The 10,742-nt window shown below is 66.6% G+C and carries 11 protein-coding genes; 10 read left to right on the top strand and 1 reads right to left on the bottom strand.

Annotation, left to right across the window (positions count from 1 at the left end; translation table 11 throughout):
- The 7 genes from HV675_RS31445 to HV675_RS31415 form a co-directional block, all read left to right on the top strand.
- A partial coding sequence (locus tag HV675_RS31445) for a DNA polymerase III subunit gamma/tau C-terminal domain-containing protein (RefSeq protein WP_281364197.1) occupies positions 1-1,402 on the top strand: 1,402 nt, incomplete at its 5' end.
- 115 nt (positions 1,403-1,517) lie between these two features.
- On the top strand, positions 1,518-1,844 hold the full coding sequence (locus HV675_RS31440) for a YbaB/EbfC family nucleoid-associated protein (RefSeq protein ID WP_175115362.1): 327 nt from the start codon (positions 1,518-1,520) through the stop codon (positions 1,842-1,844).
- 211 nt (positions 1,845-2,055) lie between these two features.
- A complete protein-coding gene (gene recR, locus HV675_RS31435; RefSeq protein WP_175115361.1) occupies positions 2,056-2,652 on the top strand; it encodes a recombination mediator RecR in 597 nt (198 codons plus the stop codon).
- 30 nt (positions 2,653-2,682) lie between these two features.
- Positions 2,683-3,921 (top strand): CaiB/BaiF CoA transferase family protein, encoded by a 1,239-nt coding sequence (locus HV675_RS31430; RefSeq protein WP_175115360.1) that lies wholly within the window; start codon positions 2,683-2,685, stop codon positions 3,919-3,921.
- Between the two features lie 145 nt (positions 3,922-4,066).
- Entirely contained in the window at positions 4,067-5,107 is a 1,041-nt protein-coding gene (locus HV675_RS31425) for an ABC transporter substrate-binding protein (RefSeq protein ID WP_175115359.1), read from the top strand.
- Between the two features lie 12 nt (positions 5,108-5,119).
- A complete protein-coding gene (locus tag HV675_RS31420) occupies positions 5,120-5,932 on the top strand; it encodes an ABC transporter ATP-binding protein (RefSeq protein ID WP_175115358.1) in 813 nt (270 codons plus the stop codon).
- Between the two features lie 38 nt (positions 5,933-5,970).
- Positions 5,971-6,795 (top strand): ABC transporter permease, encoded by an 825-nt coding sequence (locus HV675_RS31415; RefSeq protein ID WP_175115357.1) that lies wholly within the window; start codon positions 5,971-5,973, stop codon positions 6,793-6,795.
- A 260-nt stretch (positions 6,796-7,055) separates the two neighbouring features.
- Here HV675_RS31415 and HV675_RS31410 read toward each other — a convergent pair whose 3' ends face one another.
- Entirely contained in the window at positions 7,056-8,030 is a 975-nt protein-coding gene (locus HV675_RS31410) for an NADPH:quinone oxidoreductase family protein (RefSeq protein WP_175115356.1), read from the bottom strand.
- Between the two features lie 524 nt (positions 8,031-8,554).
- Here HV675_RS31410 and surE point away from each other — a divergent pair.
- The 3 genes from surE to HV675_RS31395 form a co-directional block, all read left to right on the top strand.
- On the top strand, positions 8,555-9,313 hold the full coding sequence (surE, locus tag HV675_RS31405; protein ID WP_175115355.1) for a 5'/3'-nucleotidase SurE: 759 nt from the start codon (positions 8,555-8,557) through the stop codon (positions 9,311-9,313).
- The gene (locus HV675_RS31400) at positions 9,310-10,305 is read left to right on the top strand and encodes a protein-L-isoaspartate(D-aspartate) O-methyltransferase (protein ID WP_175115354.1); all 996 of its coding nucleotides are present in this window, start codon (positions 9,310-9,312) and stop codon (positions 10,303-10,305) included. The genes surE and HV675_RS31400 overlap by 4 nt, the downstream gene beginning before the upstream one ends.
- 11 nt (positions 10,306-10,316) lie before the next feature.
- On the top strand, positions 10,317-10,742 hold a 426-nt coding region (locus HV675_RS31395; RefSeq protein ID WP_175115363.1), incomplete at its 3' end, for a LysM peptidoglycan-binding domain-containing protein.

Genomic DNA, 10,742 nt, shown 5'->3' with positions numbered 1-10,742 from the left:
CGAGCCGGCGGTGGCCGCGCAAGCGGCTGCGCCACGCGGCGTCGACGCGACGGAGACGCCGGCAGCACGGGCGCCGCAGACGGAGCGTACCGCGGCGCCGCAGGCTGCTGGCGCAGCGCCGGTGCAGGTGCCACCAGTGCCGGTTGAAGCAGCGAGCGCGGCAACGACCGATGCGGCGCCCGCTGGCGATGTGTTGTCAGTGCAAAAGCCGCCGCAAGAAGCAGCGCAACCGCCGATGCAACAATCGCCGCTCGATAGCGAAGCGCGCAATGTACCGGCCGAGCCCGCTGCCACCGTCACCGCTGCTACCGCTGCGGATATCGAAGCCGAGGCGCCGCAAGCGTCCGGTGAGCAGAAGCCCTCGTCGGCCGAAGCCGCGGCGCCGTCAACGCTGCCGCAGGCCGACGCGCAGCAATCGCAGCCACAACCGCAATCGCAGCCACAACCGCCACTATCCACGCAAGCCCCGCCGTCATCGTCAGTCGTGCAGTCGCCCGACGAAGCGTCGCGTCGCGCGGGCGGCGCGAGCGCCGCGCTCGACGTGCTGCGCAACGCCGGCATGAAACTGTCGACGGAGCGTGGCCGCGCAGCGCCGGCCGCAGCGGTGAAACCCACGCAGCTCGCTGCCGATGCGGTATCGCCGAAACCCGCGGCGCCGCGCGTGGTGGTGCCGACACCGAACCCGGCGCGCCGCGTGCAGCAGCAGGACGGCGCGTCCGCCCGCAACGCGGCGGCAGCCCGCCCGGCGTCGAGCGGTTCGACGGTGCCGCCCTGGGAAGATATTCCGCCGGATGCACCCGGCGCGCTCGACGACTACATACCGGCGTCGGCGGACGACGCGTTCTTCGCCCCGCCCGACGACAGTTTCGCGCCGGTCTTCGACCACGGCCCCGACGACGTCCGCATGAGCCCGGCGGCCGCTGCGCCGGCGCCTGCCGTCGACACGCGTCCTTTGCCGCCGGCGGTGCCGCTCGACGCATTGGGCGTCGATGGCGACTGGCCGGCACTCGCGGCCGGTCTGCCATTGAAGGGCATTGCGTATCAGCTCGCATTCAATAGCGAACTGATGGCGCTCGAAGGCTCGACACTCAGGCTGAATGTGCCGGTGCCGCAGTATGCCGACGCCGCGCAGGTCGCCAAACTGAAGGCCGCGCTCGCCGAGCGCCTCGCCCGGCCCGTGGAGGTCGTCGTCGAGGTGGGGCCGGCGCGCCGCACCGCGGCCGCGCTCGATGCGGCCGCGCGTGCGCAGCGGCAGCAGGAAGCGGAGCGCGAGATCGGCGCGGACCCGTTCGTGCAATCGCTGATTCGCGAGTTCGGCGGCAGCATCGTACCGGGCTCGGTCCGCCCGCTGATACCGGCCGCGCAGCAGGGCGGCGCGGGCAGCGCGAGCGCGGCGCACTGATTCATCCGCGCCCGGGCGGGGCGGGCGACGCACAGCCAGATAACAGCACAAGCGGGGGCGATGCGAAGTTCAAGCGCATTCCCTGCATTCCATACGATCACGAAGGAGCAAGTCCATGATGAAAGGTCAACTCGCCGGGCTGATGAAGCAGGCCCAGCAGATGCAGGAAAACATGAAGAAGATGCAGGAAGAGCTCGCGAACATCGAGGTCGAGGGCCAGTCGGGCGCCGGTCTCGTGAAGGTGACGATGACCTGCAAGAACGACGTGCGCCGCGTGTCGATCGATCCAAGCCTGCTCGCCGACGACAAGGACATGCTCGAGGACCTCGTGGCCGCCGCGTTCAACGATGCGGTGCGCAAGGCCGAAACGACCGCGCAGGAAAAGATGGGCGGCATGACCGCGGGCCTGCCGTTGCCGCCCGGATTCAAGCTGCCTTTCTAGTCTGGCCATTGCATCGAGGCGACGAACGGCCGGCGGCGCGCGGCGCGAGGCGAACGAACGGCGGGTTGGCGGCCACGTGCAGTCAGCCGTCTGCTTCCGAGCCGCTCCGCTTGATGTCGTTTGATGCCGCTTGATGCCGCTTGATGCCGTTTGACCGCTCGATGCCACTCGACGCCGGCATTCGTACCCAGCCCCGGCGCCCAGGAATCGCATGAAACAACCTTCCGCCTTGTCGGCGCTTGTCGAAGCGCTGCGCGCGCTGCCCGGTGTCGGGCCGAAGTCCGCGCAGCGCATCGCCTATCACCTGATGCAGCACGATCGCGACGGCGCGCAAAAGCTCGGCCGTTCGCTGCTGTATGCGACCGAGCATCTGCAGCACTGCGAGAAGTGCAACACCTTCACCGAAGCGTCGATCTGCGAAGTCTGCAGCGATGAGCAACGCGATCCGACGTTGTTGTGTGTCGTCGAGACGCCAGCCGACCAGATGATGCTCGAACAGACGATGACCTACCGCGGCCTCTATTTCGTGCTGATGGGACGCCTGAGTCCGCTCGACGGAATCGGTCCGAAGGAGATCCATTTCGACCGGCTGGTCAAGCGTGCGTCGGATGGCGTCGTGAAGGAAGTAGTGCTCGCAACCAATTTCACCAACGAAGGCGAAGCGACCGCCCATTATCTCGGGCAGACGCTGAAGGCGCGCGGCCTTGCGGTCACGCGTCTCGCGCGCGGCGTGCCGGTCGGCGGCGAACTGGAGTACGTCGATGCGGGCACCATCGCGCGCGCGATGCTCGACCGCCGCTCGATGTAGAGAGATCCCGCACCCGCCCGGAGGAGCCCCATGAGCCCAACCGCTGCCCCGCACACGACGCAGACTCCCCACGCCGGCGGCCCGCTCGCCGGCGTGAAGGTGCTTGAACTCGGCACGCTGATCGCTGGCCCGTTTGCCGCGCGACTGCTCGGCGAATTCGGCGCGGAGGTGATCAAGATCGAAGACCCGAAGGGCGGCGATCCGCTGCGCAAATGGCGCAAGCTGTATCCGGAAGCCGGCGGCACGTCGCTGTGGTGGGCGGTGCAGGCGCGCAATAAGAAATCGGTGACCGTGAACCTGAAGGCCGACGAGGGCAAGGAAATCGTGCGCCGCCTCGCGAAGGAGGCGGATATCGTCATCGAGAATTTCCGCCCGGGGCTGCTCGAGAAGCTCGAACTCGGCTATGACGTGCTGTCGGCCGACAACCCGGGACTCGTGATGGTGCGGCTCTCCGGTTACGGGCAGAGCGGCCCGTATCGCGATCGCCCGGGCTTCGGCGCGATTGCCGAAGCGATGGGCGGCCTGCGGCACATCACCGGCTATCCGGACCTGCCGCCGCCGCGCATCGGCATTTCGATCGGCGATTCGATCGCGGCCCTGCACGGCGTGATCGGCGCACTGATGGCGCTGCATCACCGGCAGGTGAACGGCGGCAAAGGGCAGGTCGTCGACGTCGCGCTGTACGAGGCCGTCTTCAACATGATGGAAAGCGTGGTGCCCGAATACGGCGTGTACGGCATGGTGCGCGAGCGCACCGGCGCGTCGCTGCCCGGCATCGTGCCGTCCAATACGTATCCGTGCCGCGACGGCAGCATCGTGATCGGCGGCAACAGCGACCCGATCTTCAAACGGCTGATGAGCGCGATCGGCCGCGACGATCTCGCGCACGATCCTGCACTCGCGCATAACGACGGCCGCGTGCCGCGCACGCAGGAAATCGACGATGCCATTGCCGCGTGGCTGTCGACCCGCACGATCGACGATGCGCTCGCGGTGCTCAACGCGGCCGACGTGCCGGCCGGCCGCATCTACAGCGTCGCCGACATGTTCGCGGATCCGCAATATGTCGCACGGCAGATGATCCAGACGTTCAAGTGGCAGGACGGCCGCGACATTGCGCTGCCCGCGGTGACGCCGAAATTGTCGATGACGCCCGGCGACACGCGCTGGCTCGGGCCGGCGCTGGGTGAGCACACCGATGAAGTCCTGCAATCGCTGGGATATGATGCGGACCACATCGCAAGGTTGCATGCGCAACAGATCGTGTGACTGACGCGAAAGCCCGGCGACATACATCTGAAAGCGCCCCTACGCGATACGTTACAGAGACGACGCGGAGGTCACGCAGCGCCAGCGCAGCGGCAAGCACGGCTCGCGCCACCACAAGTACAACCAGAACCGGAGATTGCAAACGATGCAACGCAGAACATTTCTCGCCGGCACTGCCGCGCTCGCCGGGACGGCTATCGCGGCGCACACGCCGCTCGCGTTCGGGCAGGCCAGACTCGAGACGCGCAAGGTCGCGATCGCGGTGGGCGGCAAGAACCTCTTCTACTACCTGCCGTTGACGATCGCCGAGCGGCGCAACTACTTCAAGGATGAAGGGCTCGACGTCGAGATCTCCGATTTTGCGGGCGGCTCGCAGGCGTTGAAGGCCGCGGTCGGCGGCAGTGCGGATGTCGTATCGGGCGCGTTCGAGCATACGCTGCTGCTGCAGGCGCAGCACCAGATGTTCCGCGAGTTCGTGCTGCAAGGACGCGCGCCGCAAATTGTGCTCGCGGTATCGAACAAGACGATGCCGAACTACAAATCGATCGCGGATCTGAAAGGCAAGAAGATCGGCGTGACGGCGCCGGGTTCGTCGACGTCGATCATGGCGAGCTTCGTGCTCGCGAAGGCGGGGCTCACCGCGAAGGATGTGTCGTTTATCGGCGTCGGGGCCGGTGCGGGCGCGGTCGCCGCGCTGCAGACCGGCCAGATCGACGCGCTCGCGAATCTGGATCCGGTGATGACCAAGCTCGAGCGTGCGGGCGACATTCGCGTGATATCCGATACGCGCACGCTGGCCGATACGCGTACGGTATTCGGCGGCGATATGCCGGCCGGTTGCCTGTACGCATCGCAAAGCTTTATCGACAGGAACCCGAACACGACGCAGGCATTGACCAATGCGATGGTGCGCGCGCTCAAATGGTTGCAAACCGCGAGCGACAACGATCTGGCGAGCGCCGTGCCCGAGTCGTATCTGCTCGGCGACCGCGCGCTGTATCTCGCCGCATGGCAACACACGAAACCGGCCATTTCGCCGGACGGACTGATGCCCGCCGACGGGCCGGCCACCTCCCTCAAGACGCTGCAGGCATTCGACGCGACGGTGCAGGGCAAGCCGATCGACCTGTCGAAAACGTGGACCAACGACTTCGTGAAGAAGGCGCTCGCCACGGTCAAGGCATAGGCGCACAAAACCATGACGGTTTCCGCACTGGCGCTCGAGAACATCACCTGTACCTTCGCATCGCGCGACGAACGCGATGCGCGCTACACGGCGATCCAGGATGCGACGCTGCGCGTCGCGCCCGGCGAGTTCGTGTCGGTGGTCGGTCCGACCGGCTGCGGCAAGTCGACCTTGCTGAATGTCGGCGCGGGTCTCTTTGCGCCATCGGCGGGCACGGTCAGCGTATTCGGCGAGCCGCTCACCGGTCTCAACCGGCGCGCGGGCTACATGTTCCAGGTCGACGCGCTGATGCCGTGGCGCAGCGCGCTCGACAATGTGATGGCCGGACTGTCGTTTCATCACGTGCCGCGCGGCGAAGCGCGCGAGCGGGCGCAGGCGTGGTTAAAGCGCGTGGGGCTCGGCGGTTTCGGCGACCGTTATCCGCATCAGTTGTCCGGCGGCATGCGCAAGCGCGTCGCGATGGCGCAAACGCTGATTCTCGATCCGGATATCGTGCTGATGGACGAGCCGTTCTCCGCGCTCGACATCCAGACGCGGCAACTGATGGAAAACGAACTGCTCGATCTGTGGGCCGCGAAACGCAAGGCCGTGCTGTTCATCACGCATGACCTCGACGAGGCGATCGCGATGTCCGATCGCGTCGTCGTACTGTCGGCGGGGCCGGCTACGCGGCCGATCGGCGAGTTCGCGATCGACCTGCCGCGGCCGCGCGATGTGGCTGAGATCCGCTCGAACCCGCGCTTCGTGGAGTTGCACGCGCAGATCTGGAACGTGCTGCGCGACGAGGTCTTGAAGGGTTACCAGCAACAGTTGAAGACGGCGTGAGGCGCGCGAGCGTGCCTGGCGAAAGGACCTGACGACTCATGTGGAAAACGCTGCGTCCGAACCGGGCGAACCTCGTGATCTGGCAATGGCTGCTGCTCGTGCTGTGCTTCGTGCTGTGGTATGTGCTGACGAGCCCGACACTTTTGCCGGCGTTCTATTTCGACGATCCGAACAAGGCCGCCTTCCTGTTCGGCGAGCCGCAGAAAGTGCTGGTGCGGATCGGGCAGTGGTTCACGTCGGGCGAGATTTACATTCATCTATGGATCACGCTCGTCGAGACCGTGCTCGCGTTCGTGCTCGGCACCGTGCTGGGTCTCGCGGTGGGCCTGTGGCTCGCGCTCGCGCCGGTCGCCAGCGCGTTGTTCGACCCGTATATCAAGGCGGCCAATTCGATGCCGCGCGTGATTCTCGCGCCGATCTTCGGCGTCTGGTTCGGTCTGGGCATCGGCTCGAAGGTCGCGCTCGGCGTCACGCTCGTGTTTTTTATCGTGTTCTTCAACGTCTATCAGGGTGTGAAAGAGGTGAGCCCCGTCGTGCTCGCGAATGCGCGGATGCTCGGCGCGAACCGTCAGCAACTGCTGCGCAATGTTTATTTGCCGAGCGCGATGAGCTGGGTGTTCTCGAGTCTGCATACGTCGGTCGGCCTCGCGTTCGTCGGCTCCGTGGTCGGCGAATATCTTGGCTCCGCGCGCGGCGTCGGTTATCTGATCCTGCAGGCGGAAGGGACGTTCGATATCAACACGGTGTTCGCCGGCATTCTCGTGCTGACCGCGTTCGCATTGATTCTCGATGGGCTCGTCAGTCTGATCGAGCGGCGTTTCATGAAGTGGCAGCCGAAGAGCGGCGAGACGGAGAAGCTTTAGGCGCTCTTCGGCGGGTTGTGCTGCTGTGTGACAGAAGTGCGATGCCGGGCGTTATACGCGTCAGGCGCGTCACATGCGGCACACGCGGCACACGCGGCACACGCGACACACGCGACACACGCGACACACGCGACACACGCGACACACGCGACACACGCGACACACGCGACACACGCGACACACGCGACACACGCGACACCACGCGACACCACGCGACACCACGCGTCGCATGCGGCACACAGAGTACTCGCGGCACACGCTCAAGGCGTGATCACCACCTTGCCTACCACGCGACGCCGCGCGAGATCGTCGAGCGCCTGCGCGGCCGCCTCGAGCGGATAGCGCGCCGACACATATGGCCGCAACTTCCCGCTGCGGATCCAGCCGGTCATTTCGGCGAATGCGGCCGCATTGCGCGCGGCTTCGCGCTTCGCAAATTCTCCCCAGAACACGCCGACGATACTCGCGCCCTTGAGCAGCGCGAGATTGAGCGGCAGCTTCGGAATCTCGCCGTTCGCAAAGCCGACCACGAGCAAGCGGCCGCGCCAGCCGATGCTGCGAAACGCCGGCTCGGTATAGATGCCGCCGACCGGATCGTAGATCACATCCGGGCCGCGGCCGCCGGTGAGCGCCGCGATGCGCTCGCGCAGGTCTTCGCTCGCGTAGTTGATCGTCGCGTCGGCGCCGTGCTCGACGCACACCGCAAGCTTGGCATCGCTCGATGCGGCGGCGATCACGCGCGCGCCGAGCGCCTTGCCGATTTCAACCGCGGCGAGGCCGACCCCGCCCGCCGCGCCGAGCACGAGCATCGTTTCGCGCGCTTGCAGCGCGGCGCGATCGACCACCGCATGGTGCGACGTGCCATAGGCAAGCGTAAACGCGGCCGCGATGTCGAAGGGCGCGTCATCGGGCAGCGGCACGCACGCATCGGCTGCCGCGCGCACCTGTTCGGCGTAGCCGCCATGCGCGACGTACGCGACGACTCGCGTGCCGGGCCTTAGCTGCGTGACGCCGTCGCCGGCCGCGCGCACGACGCCCGCGACTTCGGCGCCGGGCGTAAAGGGCAGCGGCGGCTTGAACTGGTATTTGTTCTCGATGATCAGCACGTCCGGGAAATTGACGGCGGCGGCCTTCACATCGATCACGACTTCACCGGCTTGCGGCTGCGGATCCGGTATTTCGTCGAGTGTCAGGGTCTCGGGCGGCCCGTATCGATGACAGCGGATGGCGCGCATCGTAGCTCCTTCCTTATGGCGTTTGCAGATGGGCAGTCGAGTGTAAAGCATGCCCGAACGACCGTGCGCTTCATCAAGTCAAGATGGGTTGCAGGCAACGGTGGATACGCACCGTGCTCATGCGACTACGCACGGCGCGTGTGTCGAGCGCGTGTCACGCATGCGTCGGGCAGGCGCGTCGAGCACGCACGAGGTACGCATGACGCACGTGCGAAGCACGCTCGCGGCACACGCGGCCCCGGCATCGTTCACACTGCGCACGGCACGCACGGCACGCACGGCACGCACCGCACGCACCGCACGCACCGCACGAACCGCACGAACCGCACGAACCGCACGAACCGCACGAACCGCACGAACCGCACGAACCGCACGAACCGCACGAACCGCACGAACCGTACGCACCGCACATCGCGTACGCCGCGCATGGCGGTGCAGCATGCCTTGCGCGACAGTTCAGCGTATGCCGTCCAGCACCATGCGGTGTCGTCCGCGTGCCTTCTTTCCTCGGTTACAATCGCCGGATGCGAATCCTACTCAGCAACGACGATGGCTATCTGGCGCCCGGTCTCGCGGCGCTCTACGAAGCGCTGAAACCGCTGGCCGACGTCACCGTGATGGCGCCTGAGCAGAACTGCAGCGGCGCATCGAATTCGTTGACGCTGTGGCGGCCGCTGTCGGTGCTGCGCTCCGCAGCCGGCTTCTATTACGTGAACGGCACGCCGACCGATTCCGTGCACATCGCCTTGACCGGCATGCTCGACCATACGCCGGATCTCGTCGTGTCGGGCATCAACAACGGCCAGAACATGGGCGAAGACACGCTGTATTCCGGCACGGTCGCCGCCGCGACCGAAGGCGTGATGTTCAACGTGCCGGCCATCGCGTTTTCGCTGGTCGACAAAGACTGGGCGCACCTCGAATCCGCCGCGCGCGTCGCGGCCGAAATAGTCAAACATTATCTCGACGATCCGCTGCCCGGCCATCCGCTGCTGAACGTCAACATTCCGAATCTGCCTTACGAGCAATTGCGCGAGTGGCGTATCACGCGTCTGGGCAAACGGCATCCGTCGCAGCCCGTTATCCGCCAGACCAATCCGCGCGGCGAGCCGATCTACTGGATCGGGCCGTCGGGCAGCGCGCGCGATGCGAGCGAAGGCACCGACTTTCACGCGGTTGCACAGGGCTACGTGTCGATCACGCCGCTGCAGCTCGATCTGACGCATACCGCGATGCTGTCCGCGACGCGCGACTGGGCGCGCGCCGGGAGTGATGCCTCATGACGGGCGAGCGCGCGAAGCGCTTTCCGCTGGGGCTCGAAGACCTGGTGCGCGAACCGCGTCGAAGCGAAGCGCGTTCGGGTGACGCGCGTGCCGCGAAGGCCACGCTGGCCGATGGCCGTGCCGCATCGGGAACGGCTGGGACTTCCGCCATGGCGGGTGCCGCCGGCGCCGCAAAGGGTTCAGGCGGACGTTCAAACGGGAGTTCAGGCGGGGGTTCAGGCGCGAGTGCAGGCGCCCGCGCGGTTGCCAACGGCAAACGCAACGACCCCGCGCGTCAGCCGGCGCTGAGATTGCCGGCCACGCTCGAGCGTGCGGGCGCGCCGAACGTCGCGTTGAATCGCGCGCACGCGCTGACCTCGGAACGGGTGCGGGAACGCATGGTCGAACGGCTGCGAGCCAACGGGGTGAGCGACCCGCGCGTGCTGAACGCGATGGCGACCGTGCCGCGCCATATGTTCATCGATCCGGGCCTCGCCACCCAGGCTTACGAAGACGCGGCGCTGCCGATCGGGCATCACCAGACCATTTCGAAGCCCTCGGTGGTCGCGCGCATGATCGAACTCGCGGCGGCCGGGCGCGAACTCAACAGCGTGCTCGAAATCGGCACCGGTTGCGGCTATCAGGCGGCGGTATTGAGCCAGCTCGCGCGCGACGTGTATTCGATCGAGCGCGTCAGGCCGTTATACGAACGCGCGAAGACGAACCTGCGGCCGTTGCGCATTCCGAACATTCGCTTGCATTACGGCGACGGCCGCATCGGCTTGCCGGCGGCGGCGCCGTTCGATGCGATCGTGATCGCGGCGGCCGGGCTCGATGTGCCGCAGGCCTTGCTCGAACAACTGGCGATCGGCGCGCGCCTCGTCGCGCCGGTCGGCACGCAGGACGGTCAGACGCAGGTGCTCACGCTCGTCGAGCGCACGGGGCCGGCGCAGTGGCGGGAGTCGCGCCTTGATCGCGTTTTCTTTGTACCCTTAAAATCCGGAGTGATTTAAATCCGATGACTATCAGTAAGCTGCGCACGATGCAAAGAACCAGCACGAATGTCCGTCTGACCGTGGCTCAACGAGGGGTGTGCGTACTCGCGCTGTCGCTGCTCGCGGCTTGCGCGACGCGCCTGGACAATGCGCCGGTGGTCGATCGCTCAGGTGCGCTCGGCACCACGGGCGCGCAACCGGCCGCGCAGGCCCCGGTGCCGCTCGGCCCGCCGCCTCCGGGTTATTACCGGGTCAAGCCGGGCGATACGCTGTATCGGATCGCGCTCGAAAACGGCCAGAATTATCGCGACATTGCCGCGTGGAACAATCTGACCAACCCGAACCAGATCGAAGTCGACCAGCTGCTGCGCGTCGCGCCGCCGGGCACGAACCCGACGGCCGCCACGCCGGGCGTCGCGACCGCGCCGATCGCGGGCGGCGCCGTGCAGAGCGCG

Source organism: Paraburkholderia solisilvae (assembly GCF_902859875.1).
Classification (GTDB): Bacteria; Pseudomonadota; Gammaproteobacteria; order Burkholderiales; family Burkholderiaceae; genus Paraburkholderia; species Paraburkholderia solisilvae.
The sequence above is the reverse complement of the archived record's forward strand: the minus strand, read 5'-3'. Positions and strand labels throughout refer to the sequence as shown.